At 65.4% G+C, this 17,237-nt stretch carries 13 protein-coding genes; 4 read left to right on the forward strand and 9 right to left on the reverse strand.

Going from position 1 to position 17,237, the window contains the following annotated elements; all coding sequences use genetic code 11:
• Positions 1–6: 6 nt before the first annotated feature.
• The 6 genes from ACIQWO_RS21540 to ACIQWO_RS21565 form a co-directional block, all read right to left on the reverse strand.
• Positions 7–1,524 carry an MATE family efflux transporter gene (locus ACIQWO_RS21540; RefSeq protein ID WP_402828724.1) on the reverse strand — a complete coding sequence of 506 codons (1,518 nt, stop codon included), beginning with the start codon at positions 1,522–1,524 and terminating at the stop codon, positions 7–9.
• 4 nt (positions 1,525–1,528) lie between these two features.
• Positions 1,529–2,338, reverse strand: a complete 810-nt coding sequence (locus ACIQWO_RS21545; RefSeq protein ID WP_402828726.1) for an alpha/beta hydrolase family protein — start codon at positions 2,336–2,338, stop codon at positions 1,529–1,531.
• 516 nt (positions 2,339–2,854) lie between these two features.
• The gene (locus ACIQWO_RS21550) at positions 2,855–4,084 is read right to left on the reverse strand and encodes a cyanate transporter (RefSeq protein ID WP_402828728.1); all 1,230 of its coding nucleotides are present in this window, start codon (positions 4,082–4,084) and stop codon (positions 2,855–2,857) included.
• Positions 4,081–5,271: an amidohydrolase family protein gene (locus ACIQWO_RS21555; RefSeq protein WP_402828730.1), complete on the reverse strand. Its 1,191-nt coding sequence runs from the start codon at positions 5,269–5,271 to the stop codon at positions 4,081–4,083. Before ACIQWO_RS21555 ends, ACIQWO_RS21550 begins: the two co-directional genes overlap by 4 nt.
• A complete protein-coding gene (locus ACIQWO_RS21560) occupies positions 5,268–6,767 on the reverse strand; it encodes a sodium:solute symporter (RefSeq protein ID WP_402828732.1) in 1,500 nt (499 codons plus the stop codon). Before ACIQWO_RS21560 ends, ACIQWO_RS21555 begins: the two co-directional genes overlap by 4 nt.
• A complete protein-coding gene (locus ACIQWO_RS21565) occupies positions 6,764–7,012 on the reverse strand; it encodes a DUF3311 domain-containing protein (RefSeq protein ID WP_402828734.1) in 249 nt (82 codons plus the stop codon). The genes ACIQWO_RS21560 and ACIQWO_RS21565 overlap by 4 nt, the downstream gene beginning before the upstream one ends.
• Positions 7,013–7,407: 395 nt before the next feature.
• On the opposite strand from ACIQWO_RS21565, the gene ACIQWO_RS21570 reads away from it, so the two are divergent.
• The 4 genes from ACIQWO_RS21570 (at position 7,408) to ACIQWO_RS21585 (ending at position 13,732) form a co-directional block, all read left to right on the forward strand.
• Positions 7,408–8,223 carry a GntR family transcriptional regulator gene (locus tag ACIQWO_RS21570; protein ID WP_402828736.1) on the forward strand — a complete coding sequence of 272 codons (816 nt, stop codon included), beginning with the start codon at positions 7,408–7,410 and terminating at the stop codon, positions 8,221–8,223.
• A 147-nt stretch (positions 8,224–8,370) separates the two neighbouring features.
• Positions 8,371–9,672 carry a UDP-N-acetylglucosamine 1-carboxyvinyltransferase gene (locus tag ACIQWO_RS21575; protein ID WP_150809096.1) on the forward strand — a complete coding sequence of 434 codons (1,302 nt, stop codon included), beginning with the start codon at positions 8,371–8,373 and terminating at the stop codon, positions 9,670–9,672.
• A gap of 437 nt (positions 9,673–10,109) precedes the next feature.
• Complete coding sequence (locus tag ACIQWO_RS21580) at positions 10,110–10,895, forward strand: DNA-binding response regulator (RefSeq protein WP_402829198.1); 786 nt, start codon at positions 10,110–10,112, stop codon at positions 10,893–10,895.
• Entirely contained in the window at positions 10,892–13,732 is a 2,841-nt protein-coding gene (locus tag ACIQWO_RS21585) for an ATP-binding protein (protein ID WP_402828738.1), read from the forward strand. Before ACIQWO_RS21580 ends, ACIQWO_RS21585 begins: the two co-directional genes overlap by 4 nt.
• Positions 13,733–13,827: 95 nt before the next feature.
• Here ACIQWO_RS21585 and ACIQWO_RS21590 read toward each other — a convergent pair whose 3' ends face one another.
• The 3 genes from ACIQWO_RS21590 to ACIQWO_RS21600 all read right to left on the reverse strand — a co-directional run bounded on the left by ACIQWO_RS21590 (position 13,828) and on the right by ACIQWO_RS21600 (position 17,089).
• Positions 13,828–15,174, reverse strand: a complete 1,347-nt coding sequence (locus tag ACIQWO_RS21590) for an MFS transporter (RefSeq protein WP_402828740.1) — start codon at positions 15,172–15,174, stop codon at positions 13,828–13,830.
• Between the two features lie 80 nt (positions 15,175–15,254).
• A complete protein-coding gene (locus ACIQWO_RS21595; RefSeq protein ID WP_402828742.1) occupies positions 15,255–15,908 on the reverse strand; it encodes a hypothetical protein in 654 nt (217 codons plus the stop codon).
• 227 nt (positions 15,909–16,135) lie between these two features.
• Positions 16,136–17,089 (reverse strand): LysR family transcriptional regulator, encoded by a 954-nt coding sequence (locus ACIQWO_RS21600; RefSeq protein WP_402828744.1) that lies wholly within the window; start codon positions 17,087–17,089, stop codon positions 16,136–16,138.
• Between the last annotated feature and the right edge of the window lie 148 nt (positions 17,090–17,237).

A 17,237-nucleotide genomic window follows, 5' to 3' on the forward strand; every position in this document is an offset into this window, starting at 1 on the left:
GATTCGTCAGGCGCGCGGTTCGTTCTGCGCGTCCTGAGTATTGGGAGACGGTTGGGGAGACGGAGACGGCTCAGCCGTCATCGAGGTCGGTGGAACCGGAACAGGGGCCGGTCCCGCAGCAGCGCCCGCCGCATCCTTGCTTTGCGCCACGGCAGGTGGTCCCTTGGGCAACATGCGTACCCCGCGCCAATTGCCCCACTTGTAATACGTGAGCGCCATCACGAGCGAGACAGCAAACCCCAGCGGGAAGCTCCACCAAATTGCCTCCGAGCCCCAAGTCTTCTGCATCTGCCACGCGAACGGCAGCCGGATCACCCACTGCGACACGAACAGGATGACGAGCGGCGCTGTCACCGCGCCCGTCGCCCGTACCACGCCAAAGAGCACGATGGTCACGCCGAACAGCACGAACGACCACGCCACCACGGCATTGATGTGCTGCGCGACGGAAATGGCGTAGCCGTCGTCCGGCAGGAACGCATTCATGAACTGACGGTTGAACAACAGAATCGCGATCACCAGCGTGCCGGTCATGACGAAGTTCAGCCCGACGCCCACACGCCCGATCTTCGACACACGATCCCACAAGCCCGCCCCGACGTTCTGCGCCGTCATGGACGACACCCCCGCACCGATCGCCAGCGCAGGCATCTGCACGTACGTCCACAACTGCGATGCGACCCCGTAGGCCGCCGTGGTCTGCGATCCGTAACCGTTGACGAATCCCATCATGACCATCGCCGACGACGAGATCACCACCATCTGCAACCCCATCGGCAGTCCCTTGACGACGATCAGCCGCAGCAACCCCATGTCGATCCACAGGTACTTCCAATCCTTGCGCGTGAGCCACAGCGGATCGCGGCGCTTGTACAGGGTGTACATGAGCGCGATGAGACTCACGGTCTGCGCGATGAGCGTCGCGCCCGCCGAGCCCGCAATGCCGAACGGCGGAATCGGGCCCCAGCCGAAGATGAGCAACGGGTTGAGCGCGACATCCAGCCCAGCGGACAACAGCATGAATCGGAACGGCGTGCGTGCATCGCCCGCCCCGCGCAACGCCATCATCACGAAGTTGTAGAAGTACATCACCGGCAACGCCACGAAGATGATGCGCAGATACGCCACCGCAAACTCGCGCGCATCGCTCGGCGTGCCCAGCGCGCGCAGCAACTCCGGCGTGAAGATGTAGCCGAACACGGCCACAGCCGTCGACATCAGGATGAAGAATGTCGCGCTCGTGCCGACGATGCGCTGAGTCAGCACGTGATTCTTCGCGCCGATGGACTGACCGATGAGGATGGTGTTGGCCATGCTGATGCCGAACACGACACCGAGCAGGAAGAACAGCAGGATGTTGGCGTTGGACGCCGCAGTGAGCGCCGACTCGCCAAGGTAATGGCCGATCCACATCGCATTGATCGACGCATTGAGCGATTGCAGCACGTTGCTGCCCAGCACCGGCAGCGAGAACCAGAACAAGGTCTTGCCGATGGGGCCGCGCGTGAGGTCTTGTTCGGCCATCGTCTTACTTGGTATCGAACTTCACGCCAGCAGCGGGCGCGGGCACGGCACACCGATGGCCGCGCACATTGTCGAGAAACCGCTCGATCAACGGCAGTATCTTCGCTTCGATGTCGCCGTGCCCGTAACCGAATCCCGCGAAGTTGAAATGCGTCGCGCCATCGACCACGGCGAGCCAGTGACACCCCGGCGGCATGTCGGCGAACGGCTCGGTGCGCGTCTGCCATTTGCCTTCGAGCGGGTCGTCGCGCGTGCCCGTCACGAGCAGCGCGGGCTTGCGCACGTCATGCCACGCCCCCGCCGGAAAGATCGCGCCCTTGCCCTGCGGCGACAGCGCGATATAGGCGTCGAAGCGGTCGTCGCTGTCGAGCCCGAGCTTGTTCTTCGCACCCGCCTCGATCATGACGGTCACTGCCCCCATCGAATGCCCCGCCAGCACGGCAGGCCCCGCGTGGCATTGATTACGCGCCCAGCGCAGCGCCGCACCCGCATCTTCGAGACGGTCGTCATACGCTTCGGGGTCCGTAGTGAGGGCAAGCAATCCGTCGCGCAAACCGCCGTTGCGCACCCGGTCGCGCAGCGAATCGCGTCCGCTCTCCTGATGCGCCATCGTCACCGTCAGCCAGCCGTATTGCGAGAGCGCTCGCCCGAGCCACGACATCGCGTCGCGGTCGTCGCCCGCACCGGGGCTCACGACGACGACACCATTACACGCCACTTGAGGACGGAAGACGTGGAGGTTGGCATACGCGCCGTCGCTGCGCATGACGCGTTGATCGACGCCGGTCGCGGCAGATGCCGGGGTGGCGGTCACGGGTTTCGCCGATGCAGGGGACGACGCGGAGGATGAGGCGGACGGGGCAGATGCAGTTTTCGCAGGCGCGGCTCCCGGAAAGACGGTGTCGGCAGCCAAAACGTGAGTCGGAAACGCTGCGAGCAACAATGCGGCGAACAGCGATGCGCCGACGCTGCAGGCACCGAGCGCGACGCGTAACGTCCCGAACGATCGTCCCACGGCCCTGCGCGACTTTCCGAGCATCCGTTCTCCCCTGGTTTCCGGCAGCACGCAGCCAACCTGGCCCAAGGGGCGCTTGTCCCTGATCTTGCTAAGTTCGAACCACCGAGGGAACGGGTTAGGCCGGGAGCGACGGTCTCGCGACGAAGCTCCGCTGCGACATCACACGATGAGCCATCTTAGCGCGGATTGCGTAGGCGCTCGCATGATTTTTGCATCGCGCCCACCTGTCTCGCGTGCGCAACGCACCGGACGATTCCCGGACTCATCAATCGCCCATCGACGCCACCGTCAGAGCACGTCTGGCATAGGGCGTCAGGCACCTTGACGCTGTCCTGTATGCCCGTCGCGCGATAGGCCCAGCGCCGACGCGTAGCCCTGCGGATCGAAGCGCCACGTCAGTGCAATCAGCGCCACGTTGAGCACGATGAGACCGATCCACGACGGCATGAAGCTGCCCGTCATCGCCATCACCGCGCCAGACGCAAACGGTGCCACGGCGGCAATGCAAAAGCCCACGCCCTGCATGAAAGCCGCGAGCGCGGCCGCATGACGCGGGTGTGCATGGTGATCGAGCGCGAGCACCAGTCCGAGCGAAAAGGTGCCGCCCAGTCCGAAGCCGATGCCACCGATCCACCACCACGGCGCAGCATCCGGTGCCACGACAAGACCGGCCAGACCGGCGAGCGTCGCAGCCAGCGCGAGTGTCAGCCACCGGCGACGGTCGACATTGCGGCGCGCCAGCCACGGCAACATCAGCGCCGCTACGACCTGACACGCCGTCAGTCCGGCGAGCAATGCGCCGCTTTGCGTCGCACTCATGCCTCGCTGCTGATAAAACGGCGGCAGCCACGCAACCATCGTCGTGTAAGTGCAGTTGATGAGACCGAAGTAGACGGCCAGCGTCCACGCACGATGCTTGCGCAACAAGTCGAGCATCGACGGCGGCTTGCCGGAAGTTGTGGACGTTGCGGCCGGGGTGACGCCGTGAGCGACGGCATGCACCTTCAGCGGCGCACGCCACCACGCCAGCGCCGCAACGCCGACGACCGCGAGCCACATACCTAACCCGACGCGCCAGTCGCCCGCCTCGGACGCCGCCCACGGACTCGCCGCCGCCCCGAGGCCGCCACCACCCATGAGCGCAGCAGAGTACAGCCCCATCATCGACGTCATGCGCGCCGCACTGTAGTTCGCTTTCACCACGCCCGGCAGCAACGCCTGAATGATGGCGATGCCGATGCCCGACGCCAGCGCCGTCGCAATCATCGTTACCGTATCGTCGGCGAAAAAGCGCACGCCGCAGGCCAGCGCAAGTGCCACCAGTCCGAGCAACACACCGCGGCGCTCACCGAAGCGACGCGTCAGCCCGCTCGCCGCGAATGCGCCCGCGCCCATCGCCAGCACCGGCAGCGATGTGAGCAGCGCCGCCACGGGATACGTCATCCCGGTCGCCTCGCGAATCTGCGGCAACAGCGGACTGATGGAGGTGAGCGTGGGTCGCAGCGTCAGCCCGACGGCGACAATGGCCAGCCAAAGCGTCATACCACCACGCCCTCGTTCACGACGACGTGACCGTTCGCGACCACCCAGCGACGCGATGCACGCGTCACGATGGCCTGCGCCGCGTTCAACGCGTCGACCAGCACGAGATCGGCGCGCGCGCCGACATGCAGACCGTAGTCGTCGAACCAGCACGCACGTGCGCCCTGATGCGTCACGCAATCGAGCGCGATGTCCAGTTCGTCGTCGCGACGCAGGTTGTAGCGCAGCCCGATCAACATGGCGCGCTCGAGCATGTCGGGCGAACCGTACGGCGTCCACGTGTCGCGAATGCCGTCGTTGCCCCCGGCCAGCGTCACACCCGCACGGCGGCACGCCATGAGCGGCGGCACGATGCGCGACGGCGGTGCCGTCGTGATGAGCGCCACACCGGCATCGGCCAGACGCGCGAGCAATGCATCGGCGCGCGCAGCGTCGAGTTCTCCCAGACAGAAGGCGTGCGACACCACGACCTTGCCCTGCATGCCCAGCGCCACAATGCGCTCAAGCATCAACTCGAACGAGAACACGCCCATCTCGCCCGGCTCGTGCAGATGGATGTCCACCGGACAGCCATGCTTGTCGGCGAGTGCGAACATGGCGTCGAGCGACGCCTTCGGGTCGCGGTCGATGGCGCACGGATCGAGCCAGCCGAGCACATCGGCTCCGCGCGCAAGCGACGCATCGAGCAACTCCACAGTGCCCGCGCGATCGAGTACGCCCGATTGGGGGAACGCCACGATCTGCATATCGAGCGTGTCCGCCAGCGTCTCGCGCGTAGCCAGCACACCGTCGAGATGACGCAGGCCCGCGTCGGTATCGATGTCGACGTGCGTGCGCAGCCGCGTGGTCCCTGCCGCGAGAAATGCACGGCCAAGCGCCAGCGACGCTGCCGCCGCATCGTGGCCGCTCGTGGCACGCCACTGACGCTCGTTGTCGATGCGGTCGATGAGTCGCGAGCCGCATTCGTTCACGTACCAGGGCATGCCCCATGTCGTCTTGTCGAGGTGCGTGTGCGCTTCTACCAGCCCGGGCATCAGCAAAGCGCCGCGCGCATCGATCCTGCGAGTGCTGCCGTCGACCGATGCAGGCAACGACGGCCCGATGGCCGCAATCTTCCCGTGCTCGACGCGCACGTCGACCGACGTGCCGTCCAGCCCGCGCGCATTGCGAATTTCCAGTGTTGTCATACTTTCCTCAAGAGTCCTGCTTCGGCGTCGCTATCGACACTGCTTCCGTCCACATTCCGGGATCGCGTCAGCATGCTCACCGTGACGAACGTCACCGCGTTCACCGCCAGCGCCACCAGCCCCATGTTGATCGACGCCACGGTATCCGACGCGCCGGGCAACATGCGCAGCGTGACGTCGAACCCGACGGCAGCCAGCAACACGAGCGCGCCCGCGCCGATCCCTGCAAACGCGCCGTACTTGTTACCGAACGGACGCGGCAGCAAGCTCGCCACGAACGACGGGAACAACTGCGTGAGCAGGCTCGATGCAAACAGCGCCAGCGCCACGAACGTCGCACCGCCACGCAACACGAAGAACACCGCCACCAGACCGAACACCGGCAGCACGCGCTTGGCCAGTTTGCCGACCGTCGCTTCGCTCGCCTGTGGCGCGAAACCGTCGCGATAGATGTTCTTGGCAATCAGCGTCGACGCATTGAGCAAGATCATCGAACCGGGCACCAGCGCGGTCAACACCCCTACCCCGCCGATCACGCCGACGAACCACGGCGAGAACGTCTGCTTGACGATGCGCAACAGCGCCAGATCCGAGTCCGCACCGGTCAGTCCCGGCACTTGCAGAATGGCCGCGAAGCCGACAAAGAACATGAACGCGATGACCATCTGATACAGCGGCATCAGAATCGTATTCTTGCGCACGGCGCTTTCCGTCTTCGCCGCATACACGGACGTGAAGACGTACGGATACAGGTAGTAACCGAGCGACGTGAGCAGAATCGTCGAGTTGTACCAGGACAGCGTCAGGCCGCTCGTGGGCATTTGCAGGAAGCCCGGGCGCGCCGCCTCGATGCGGTCGAACATCTCGCCAAAACCGCCGAAGTAATGCAGCGGCAGATAGATGCCCAGGAAGATCGCGATCACGAGGATCAGGATGTCCTTGTAAATCGCGATGCTCGCCGAGCCGTGAATGCCCGACACGGTGATGTAGACCACCATCGCAATCGCGCCGCACCAGATCGCCACGGCCGGGGGAATCGTGCCGTACGACGCTTCGGACACGATGATGCCCAACCCGCGCAGCTGAATGATGAGCAACGCGCTCATGCCCAGCACGGCCACCAGCGACACCACGACACCCAGCGCACGCGACCGGTACGCTGTGGCGAAGAAGTCGGAGAACGACACGCAGTTGTGCTTCGTCGCGTGACGCCACGCAGCGGGCAACATCCAGTAGCCGAGCAGATACGCGAGCGCCCCGTAAGCGAGGATGTAAAACGCGGGCGGTCCCTTGCTGTACGCCCAGCCGCTCGCGCCCAGAAACGTGAACGTCGAGAAGGCCTCACCGGCCATCAGCAAGAACACGAGCAGCGTGCCGAAGCCACGACCGCCCACCGCCCATTGTTCGAGGCTCATCGTGCGCCCGCGACGTGCGCGCAACCCCACGAAAAGCGCAAAGGCCAGAAACGCCGCGATGACGGCAAGCGCCGCGTTCATGATGCGGCTCCGTCATGGTCGCGGCGCTCACCCGCGACCTGCTGCGCCGTGCGCTGGGCCGCATCGCGCGAACCGTCGAAGCGGAACATCACGAGCATGATCACCGACGTGAGCAACAGCCACACGATGTTCCACGTCATCAGAAAAGGCAGCCCGGCCAGCCGGGTACCCACATGTTCGGCGAGCCAGCCGCCGCTGTAAAAGGCCGCGATGGGAAGCGCGGCCAGGCAATGTACGGGTTTCATGACGTCTCCAGACCCAAGGGATTCATAAGGCGGCCGCTCGTTTGCAATCCCGGCGGCCTGATGCGTTCGGTGGCTTTGTCCATGTCGTCGACGTCGGGGTGAATGGCACATCGTGTCGATTTGCCATATCATCAACCAAACATCAACAAATGGTTAACCATTTTTGTTGACCATTATCGGTAACGATTTGCCGAAATGCAAGGTCGCGTCGCGCAGAGGGGCCAAACCTAGGGTTTTCCGGAGAATGGGCATCGTGGGAAGGTCGGCGTCGGATTGGCGTCGGATTTGCCTCGGTAAGCGATGTCACGCCATATCGGATGCCCCGGGGCGGCAGGTACAATTCGGCCCACGCCCGCGCACTTTCATGCGAAGCGACAAATTTCAGGAGATCAGGCTTGAGCCGCACCGCAGCACCGCCCTCGTCCGCCGCGTCTGTCGACGTCCCTCGCGTTCAGGCCGCCCCCATCACGGGGCCGGACCCGGCAGCGCTCGACGCCGAGGGAGATGGCGCGACGGGCAGCGCAGGTCAGCAGATCGAGGCCCGCGTGTACGCGGCGATTTCGCAGGCGTTGCTCTCGGGCAAGCTCCGGCCGGGGATGCCGCTGCGCGAACGCAATCTGGCGCAGGCGCTCGATTGCACGCGTGGCGCAGTGCGTAAGGTGCTCGCGCGGCTCGGCTTCGAAGGCAAGCTGGTGCTCGAACCCAATCGCGGCGCGTTCGTGCCGCAGCCCTCGCTCGACGACATCCGTCAGACCTACCGTGCGCGACGCGTGCTGGAAACCGGCGTGATCGCAAGCATCTGCGGCCGGTTGAACGACGCGCAGCTCGCGGTGCTCGACGCCCACGTCGACACCGAAGCGCGCTCGCACGCCGACGGCACGCATGAGCGCTCGATCCGCCTCGCCGGTGAGTTCCATCTGAAGTTGATCGGCATGGCCGACAGCGCGGAGCTCGACGCCTTCGCGCATCAGCTCGTCGCCAAGACGGAGCTATACAAGGCGCTGTATGACCCGGCGGAATTCATGCATTGCGCCCCCACCGAACACGCGCAACTCGTCAGCCAGTTGCGTGACGGCAAGACGCAGGCGGCCATCTCGCTGGCCACTGCGCATCTCGATGAACTCGAAGCGCGGGTACTCACGCGGGCGGCTGCCGCCGAGACACCGGACTTCCGCGCAATCTTCGCCGAGGCGTTCGCGGGCGGGGCGTGACCCGACATCACACCACGTGTGCGAGTGTTGCATGAGACGGATGCCCAAATCGGAGTATATTGCGCCTGATCGCGACGGGCCTGCGGCCCGCCAGCCACTTTTGCCCCCCGCTCGAACGTATTAAGGCACCAAGCCCGAAGGAAGCCCATGTCCCATCTGGTAGTCCACGGCGGCCAGCCGCTACGCGGCCGCATCACGCCCTCCGCCAACAAAAATGCCGTTCTCCCGGTGCTGTGCGCCACGCTGCTGACAGATCAGCCCGTGCGCCTGATCGGGGTGCCCGAGATCACCGACGTCCGTAAGATTCTCGACATCTTCCGTCAGCTCGGCAGCGACGTGAGCGTCGATTTCGACGCCGGGATTCTCGACGTCCACCATCTGAATACGAAGTTCGATCCGCGCACCGACCATCTGCCCGAAGAGATGCGCTCGTCGATCATGCTCGTGCCGCCGCTGCTCGCGCGTTTCGGCGTTGCGCGCATCGAGGACAACATCAAGGGCTGCACGCTCGGCGTGCGCGAGATCGATCCGCACATCGAAGTGCTGCGGCATTTCGGCGGGCGCGTCGAGCGCACCGCCGGCTCGCTGCTGATTCACGCCGACGACGCCCGCCCGGCAATCCATCACTGGCTCGACTACGCCTCGGTGACGACCACTGAGAACTTCGTGCTGTGCGCCGCCACCGCGAAGGGTCGCTCGCAACTGAACAACGCCGCGTCCGAGCCGCACGTGCAGGAGTTCTGCCGCTTCATGCAGATGCTGGGCGTGCCCATCGAAGGCGTCGGTACGTCGCAGTTGGCGATTGAAGGCGTCGAGCGCTTCGGCGGCGGCGAATTCCGCTTCGCCGAGGACTTCCACGAAATCACCACGTTCCTCGCGCTCGGCGCGATCACCGGCGGCGAGATCACGGTCAAGAACACGGCCCCCGATCAGTTCCCGCTGATCGACCGCACGTTTGCGAAGTTCGGCATCAAGGTCGAGCATCGCGACGGCTGGTCGACGGCCACCGCGCAGGGCAAGCTCAAGGTGCAGGCCCCGTTCACGCAGAACATTCTGACGAAGGTGGAAGCGGCCCCGTGGCCGTACTTCCCGGTGGATCTGCTGCCGATCTTCATCGCACTGGGCGTGAAGGCCGAAGGCAGCGCGATGTTCTGGAACAAGGTGTATGACGGCGCGATGGGCTGGTCGACGGAGCTGTCGAAGTTCGGTGCGCACGTGTTCCAATCGGATCCGCACCGTCTGATCACGTTCGGCGGCGTGCCGCTGTCGCCTGCCGTCGTGGAAAGCCCGTACATCATTCGCGTGGCGATTGCCTTGCTGATGGTGGCAGCGAGCATCGACGGTCAGTCGACCATCAAGAACGCGCAGCCGATCCGCCGCGCCCACCCGCGCTTCGTCGAGAATCTGTGCTCGGTCGGCGCGAACGTGGTCTGGACGGCACCGGAGTAAGCCTCTGACGTGCACCCGCGCCCCCCCGGGGGGGCCGGGCTCGCCCTGCGGCACACGCCAGCGGCAGACGACCCCCCGATCACCTACACGCCGGTCGTCCGCCGCTGCGAACCCGACGGTTGACCTTACCTGAGCCGGTACGGCGCGCCATGACTTCACCTTTGCCCGACGGCATCTCTCGTTTGCCCGGCGGAAATTTATTTCCCGCACGTCGATATTCGCCCCGGTTCGGTGCAGCGCGCCCAAGCGAATGTGAAAGAATGACGACCATCATGAGCGATCGTCACCTGCCCCCGCAGTCGTCTGCCACGTCCGCCACACCTGCTGCTGTGGCGACGGCAACCCCGCGTCAGAGCGGCGCATGGCCTGCGTCGCCGCACGCCCGCCAGCTCTCGGGTGTGCGCGTGCTCGTCGTCGACGACAATCAGGAAGACCGCATGCTGCTGATGGACTTCCTCAGCCAGCAGGGCTGCCGGGTCTACATCGCCCAGGACGGTCGCGACGGGTACACCAAAGCGCGCACCGTGCAGCCCGATCTGATCCTCATGGACATCCGCATGCCGGTATGCGACGGCCTCGGCGCGTGCCGCCTGCTCAAGGCCGACCCCGGCACCCGGCACATCCCGCTCATCTTTCTGACGGCCGCCGCCTTGCCCGGCGAGCGTGTCGCTGGCTTGTCGGCCGGTGCCGTCGATTACGTCACCAAGCCGTACGATTTCGAAGAGGTCCGGCTGCGGCTGTCGATCCACCTGAAGACGACGCCATCCGCGCCCGCCCACAGCGCAGCGCCGACAGCCAACGCCACCACCGCAGCCGACACCGACAAGCACGCGCCGCTGCCCGTGCAGGCCCACACGCTGGACGCCGTGCTGTTTCGCGCCACGCGTGCGCTGCTGCTCGACCAGCTCGGCACGACGCCTGAGCTGGCCGGTCTGGCGAGTGCCGTCGGCACGAACACGCGCCGTCTCAATCTCGCGTTCCGCCGTTGTGTCGGCGTGACGGTGTTCGACTTCCTGCGCGAAGAACGCATGAAGGAGGCGCGACGCCTGCTCTCCGAGACATCGCTGGATGTGCAGGACATTGCGAGCGCCGTGGGTTTCGCCAGCGCCGCCAACTTTGCCACCGCCTTCCGCGAGCGCTTCGGCATACCGCCCAGCGGGTTCCGCGAACAGGGCGCGCAGACGTATCTCGCCCCCGACAATTCGGGATCGACGCAGGCATGAGCACTGCGCCAGCGGACTTACCGGCGCAAGTGACGCGCCGGTCCTCCTCGCCCCCTTCCATCTGGCTGACGCGCATTGCGCTCACGTTCGTTGCGCTCATCGCGCTGGTCGTGACGTTCTGTCTGCCGGGCACGGCGACGGCCGCGACGGCCGCTACAGCCGCTACAGCCACCGCAGCGACGACATCGACGAACATCGCACCTGTCGCCGTCCAGACCGCCCCGGCGTTCATCGATCTCGCCGACGCGCCCTCGCCCCTCAAGCTCGACAGACAGCTACGTCTGCTCGAAGACCCGACCCGACGCCTCGATGCCACGCAGGCACTCGCAGCACCCGGCTGGCGCAACGTCGCGCCCCAGATGCTCAATGCGGGCTACAGCCGCTCGGCATTCTGGCTCACCGGTAACGTCTCGAATCCGAGCAACGAGCCCGTCACGCGCTGGCTGAGCGTCGGCATCGTGCGACTGGAGGATGTGCGCTTCTATGCGATGCCGTTCGGCGCAACGCAGCCCACCGAAACGTGGCGCGCCGGGCACACCGTGCCGCTCGACCAGCACCCTATCGTGTCCGAGACGTCGGTCTTCCCGATCACGCTCCTTCCGGGGGAACGGCTCACGTTCCTCGTGCGTGTGGAGACCCGCTCGTCGGTGAGCATCGTGCCGCAGTTCTGGCAGCCGGACGACTTCCGACAGTCCGAATCGCGCAACGCCATGATCGCCATGTTGCTCGTCGGTTCGATGCTCTCCATCGCGCTCTATGCCTTCGTGCTGGGCATCTCCCGCCGCGATCCGGTGTTCGTGCTGCTCGCGCTCACGACCATCACGCAGGTGGCGCAGGACATGGCGTTTCAGGGCTTCCTGTATCGCTACTTCCTGCCGCAGGGCGGCGAGTTCATCGTGCGCGCGCCGAGCTTTTTCTCGACGCTGACCGTCGGCGTGTTCAGCGCGATGCTGATGATCTTCGCCGGTCTTGAGCGCGTGACGCTATGGCGCTGGCTGTATCGCGCGATGATCGGCCTCATGGGGTTCATGGCACTGTGGGTGCTGTTCGGCGATCACCGTGTGGCCGCGTTCGCGCATTTGCAACTGCTCACTGTCTTCAACGTGATCTGGGTCGTCTCGCTGGCCGACGGCTGGCGACGCGGGTTCAAGAACGCGCGCCTGAGCCTGCTCTCGTTCTCGCCCGGTTGTCTGGTGCTGTTCTGGCGGCTCGCGATCATCTACGGCCTGCTGCCGGAGGACTGGCTCGCCAACACGGCGATGGCGTGGAGCACCAACTTCTCCGTGCTGCTGATGCTGACCATCATCATCGCCGGACGCTCGCGCGAACTCGTGCGCGAACAGCGTGCCGCACAGCGCGAGGTGCTGCAAACGCGCCGCGAAGAACAGGTGCGGCTCGCCAATGCCGTCGACACCCGCACGCGCGAACTGCAAGCCGCCCTCATCGCCGCCGACGAAGCCAACAGCGCAAAGAGCGACTTCCTCGCGCGCATCAGCCACGATCTGCGCACGCCGCTCACGTCGATCATCGGTTTTGCCGATCTAGTGCAATCGGGCGGACGCGAAGACGCCGACCGGGGCCGCATCATCCGTCGCAGCGCGCATCACATGCTCGCGATGGTCAACGACCTGATCGAATACGCGGGCGGTGGCGCCGCCGACGCGCTGCACGTCGCCCCCGTCTACACGCACGCGTTCGTCGACGGCATGGTGCACGAAGGCATGAGTCTCGCGCGCAAGCACGACAACGCCTTCCTGCTCGACGTGCGTGCGTCGCTGCCGCCGCTGCTCGCTTTCGACGCCAAGCGGGTGCGTCAGGTGCTCGGCAATCTGCTCGACAACGCGGCGAAGTACACCTCGGACGGCACGATCACGTTGTCGCTGTCCGCCACCCCCGATGCGACTCGCGCAGACATCGTGCATGTGAGCTTCGGCGTGGAGGACTCCGGCTGCGGCATTGCAAAGGACGACCTGCCGCGTGTGTTCGAACCCTTCGCCCGGCTCGACCGCGCGCGACGTCTGCCCGGCGTGGGGCTGGGACTCGCTATCGTCAGGCAATGGATCGAGCGCATGGACGGCACGATCGTGATCGACAGCCAGCCCGACGTCGGCACGAAGGTCACGTTCACGCTACCGCTGCGCGTGGCGCGCGAAGCGGATCTCGTGCCGCAATCGTTCGCAGGGGCCACGCACGCCTTGCCACCGCTCGACGGCACCGGGTATCACATCTGGCTCGCCGAAGACTCCCCCGAAATCCGTCAATTCCTGCATGACGAATTGGCCAGTCTGGGCTTCACCGTGAGCACCTTCGGCGACGGCGTCGCGCTCATCGCCGCGCTGGGCAATCCCAAAGTGCCCCAGCCGGACCTCGTGCTGACGGACCACATGATGCCCAACGCCGACGGACTGGCGGTGGCACGCGCCACACGCCGCCGCTGGCCCGAGGTGCCGGTGCTGGCCGTCTCTGCATCGCCGCAGGCGGTCGCGGGCGCTGGCAGCGAGGGGGAAGGCAGCGAGCGCGGCTATGACGCGTGTCTGCTCAAGCCCGTCGAACTGGCGGACCTGCGCAACACGCTGGCGCGTCTGCTCGACCTGCAACGTGGCGAGGCTCCCATCAGCGAAGTGGAACAAGAGCGCGCTATGGTGCGTCCGCCGCGCGAGCGGCTGGTGGAAGCCCGTCAGTTGATCGCGATGGGGGCGATTACCGATCTGATGGACTGGTCGCGCGATCTCAGCACACGAGCCCCGCAGTACGACGTCTTCGCCCGTCACGTCCATCAACTCGCGCAACGTGGCGATCTCGCCAGTCTCACGGAGTTGTGCGCGCCGACGCAGTGAAACAGCGCGTTGGCAATAACGACGACGCATAGAGACGCCGCAAACGACAACGGCACGCTCGAGAGCGTGCCGTCGTTTATTTGACGTCGATTACGTCAGTCGCGAAGCGGCTTGTGGGCCGTCTCCTTCGCCGCGAACAACGCGATGGCGGTGATCGCGAGCGCCGCCGTCACGTACAGCGACACCGACAGCGTCGTGCCGTACTCCTTGTAGAGCGTCACGATGATCAGCGGCGCGAAGCCACCACCGAGAATGCCCGCCAGCGTGTAAGCCAGCGACGAACCGGCATAGCGCACACGCGTCGGGAACTGCTCCGTGACGAACGCCGCCTGCGGACCGTACATAATCGCGTGGATCACGAGACCGATGACCACGGACAGCACGATCAGCGCCGGGCTCGACGTGTCGAGCAACACGAAGAAGCCATAGGCCCAGATCACCGCGCACAGCACGCCGAAGCCATACACCGGGCGGCGGCCCAGCTTGTCTGACAGCGCGCCGAACAGCGGCACCGTCAGTGCATTGAACGCGGTGCCGACGAGCACCGCCGTGAGCGCCAGCGGACGCGACAGATGCAGCGTGCCGGTCACATACGTCAACGTGAAGACGACCATCAGGGCGTAGAGCACGTCCGAGCCGATACGCGAGCCGCCCGCGACCAGCAGGTTGCGCCAGTGTTTGCGGAAGACGTCCGCAATCGGCATTTCCGCCTGACGGTCCGAATGCTGCATTTCTTCGAACATCGGCGTTTCTTCCACGCCACGACGCACCCACAGACCGAACGCCACCAGCACGAGGCTCAGCAGGAACGGCACGCGCCAGCCCCAGGCGAGGAACTCGTCCGGCGAAATCGACAGCGTGATGAGTGCAATCAGACCGGTCGCGAGCAACGTACCGAACGACGGCCCGACCTGCGTCCACGAGGCATTCAACCCGCGCTTGCGCTGATCGCCATGTTCGACCGAGAGCAGCACCGCACCGGCCCATTCGCCGCCCAGCGCCACACCCTGCACGAAACGCAACGCGACGAGCAGTACCGGACTCCAGATGCCGATCGAGGCATAGGTCGGCAGCAGGCCCATCAGACCCGTGGTCAGGCCCATGACGACGAGCGTGAGCACCAGTACGGCGCGTCGTCCGATCTTGTCGCCGAGGTTGCCGAACACGAAGCCGCCCAGCGGGCGCGAGACGTAGCCGACGGCGTACGTCGACAACGCGAGGATGGTGCCCGCGAGCGGGTCCATCGACGGGAAGAACAGATGATTGAAGACGAGTGCGGCAAGCGTGTTGTAGACCGTGAAGTCATACCACTCGAGCGTGGTGCCGACCATGCTGGCCGTCGCCAGTCGGCCCTTGTTCGCGCCTTGTTTGGCGGGCGCGGCAGCGACACCTGATGCGGTGCCTGTGTCCCGGGTGTCCCGGGTATTCGAATACGTTGTCATGGATGTCTCCGGGGGTGCGCGGGGTCAGCCGGGTAGACCGACCCCGTGAGAGGGGAGCAAAGAGAACTAAGCGCGCGACGTCAGTCGTCGTTGGCACCGAGACGCCACAGCATGGCGAAGCGGGTCACGTCGGAGGCGGGCAGGCCGTAACTCGCCGCCAGCGTTTCAGCGGCGATACGTACCGCGTCCGGATCTGTGCCTTCGATGAGCACGACGGCGTCAGCCGGCGGCAGTGCGGCGTCCTTCGCCGTGAGCGAGACGGAGAGCGTGGGCACGGTGACCTGGAGCGTGGCACGCACGATGCCATCGCCCTGTGCGATCTCCGCGAGTTGGGCGTCGAGGCGAGGGCGCGCCTGCGCCACGGCCGCCTCCGTCAACACGAAAGCAGCGAGCATGCCGCCCTGACCTTCACCGGCTTCTACATCGAGCGTGCCGACGCGGCGTTGCGTGCCCTGCATGCGCGCGAAGTTGCGCAGCGACCATTCCGTCTGATGATTGAAGGCCTGCGCATACGGCTCGCTGGTGAACACGCCGGCGTCCTGCGTGCAGTAGAGCGCGAGGTACGGGCGGGCGCTGTCATGCAGCGCCTTGAAGCGCCGGGCGAACTGGAAGCCGGGAATCGCGACGCGCTCCTGCATGTGTTCGCGGTCGTACCAGCGGTTGAAATCGGCTTCGGAGGCCGGATCGATATTCGTCCAGATACAGAGTTGGGCGCGCGGGGCAGTCACAGTCATGAGGCATCCATCGGTGTCGACAATCGGGGGTCGGCCAGTGTGCGCCGCTAAGCAGCATCAGCACGCATGAGGCCGACCGTCCATTTGAGTGTGCAAAACGATGGAGGGAGCGTCCAACAAGAAATCAAATTCGCGGCAACAGCAAATTCTTATGACCGGCCCCAAACCCTTGCCGGGCGGGGCCTTCGTGCGCCATTGCGCCGTTTCGCCGTTTCACGCCGGGTGGTTCAGGCGTCGGAAGCGCCCCATGCCGGGGCGGTCATGGCGGCGGCGGGGGGAATCGCGATGTCCGGCCCCATGTTCAGGGCGAACTCGCTGGCCGTGCGCTGCGCCAGACGCGCCACGTTCTCGGCGAGCAGCGCGCCCGTGCGGAACGAGCCGACCAGCGGCAGATTGGGAAAATTGGCGTTCACGCGCAGCAGATGCAGACTGTGCTCGCCCAGTTCGCGCTGGATGATGGCGGGCGGCAGCATCGCCACCCCGAACCCATCGGCTACCAGCCGGATGATCGCCGCGACCGACGTCATGCAGTTCACCCGCACCGGCCGCTCGGCGGCGACCGAGAACATGCGCTCCAGCGTCTTGTGCGGCCCGGAATTGCGCGAAAAGCTCACCAACGGATACGCAGCCAGATCGGCCACGTCGAGCGTTTCGCCCTCCAGATTGAGCTTGGGGCTCGCGACCCAGCGCATCGGGAATTCGGCCAGCGGCAGGTTTTCCACGCCAGCACCGTGTTGCATGTCCGTCTGCAATACGAGATCGAGTGAGCCCGCCTCAAGCTGCTTGCACAGATTGATGGTCGTCTCGCTTGTGACCTCGATTTCGAGTTGCGGATATTCACGGTGAATACGCGCCGCCAGATCCGGAAACCAACTGTGCACGATGGACTCGACGACGCCGATTTTGAGCACGCCCGGCGGCATGTCCGGATCGCTCAGTTCCCGCTTCATCTCCTGCCCCAGCATGACGATGCGCTCGGCATACGCCAACGCTTTCTGGCCTGCGGCCGTCAGCGTGACCTCGCGCGCGCTCCGGTCGAACAGGCGCACGCCGAAACTCTGTTCCAGCGACGCGATCCGGCTCGACACCCCCGCCTGCGTCGTGTGCAGACGCTCGGCCGTCAGCCGGAAATTACGCAGCTTGGCGAGCCAGACGAAGGTTTCGAGAAAACGCAGATTCATGCGGCATAGGACCGTAGACGTGATGGCCTGTCTACGCAGAAGTCTTGGGAGAAATGGGCATTTTAGCGGGAACACAAAAGACGTCGCCCGCTTTGTTCCACGCATGAAACGCGAATGGCGTTCGGCATCCCTGCCCGTATCCGCCGCC

This window comes from Pandoraea sp. NPDC090278 (assembly GCF_044772185.1).
Taxonomy (GTDB): domain Bacteria; phylum Pseudomonadota; class Gammaproteobacteria; order Burkholderiales; family Burkholderiaceae; genus Pandoraea.